Origin of the sequence: Phycicoccus sp. DTK01, from assembly GCF_017312765.1 — a bacterium.
Lineage (GTDB): Bacteria > Actinomycetota > Actinomycetes > Actinomycetales > Dermatophilaceae > Phycicoccus > Phycicoccus jejuensis.
The window spans coordinates 1-507 of the sequence record NZ_BOPU01000056.1; the positions used below are offsets into that span (position 1 = coordinate 1).

General features: G+C 68.2%; 1 pseudogene. It reads left to right on the forward strand.

Features of this window, described 5'->3' with window-relative positions:
• Nucleotides 1-452: pseudogene (locus tag J3473_RS19370) on the forward strand (hypothetical protein); the annotation flags it as partial.
• Between the last annotated feature and the right edge of the window lie 55 nt (nt 453-507).

The following is a 507-nucleotide window of genomic DNA, read 5'->3' on the forward strand; positions in this document are numbered from 1 at the left end:
TGCCGGCGGGTCTGCGCGGCGATTACGTCAACGCCAAGTGGCAGGACGATTTCGGCTCTTGCGGCATCGAGCAGGCTGCACTGGCGCGGTTCATCGTCGACGGCGGATTCGAACGCCACCTGCGCCGCGCGTGGAAGACGCTGAAGGAACGGCGCGACGCGCTGCTCGACGGGCTGCATCGCTGCAGCCGAGGGCGGCTGACGATCAACGATTCGCATGCGGGCATGCATCTGGTCGTGTGGCTGACCGACCGCAGCGCGCCCGACGGCGAAGCCTTCATCGCCCGCGCGCGCAGCCTGGGCCTGGGGCTGTACCCGATCGCGCCGTACTACCTCGCGCCGCCGGACCGCGCCGGCCTCTTGTTGGGCTACTGCGGGCTGTCGGTGGCGGAGATCGAGCAGGCCGTGGCCGTGTTCGAGACGTGTCGGGATGAATTCGATGCCGTGAACTAGCCCTGTCCCGCTCGCGGGAGAAGGGCTAATCCTCTGGTCGCGAGAATGGAGGCCT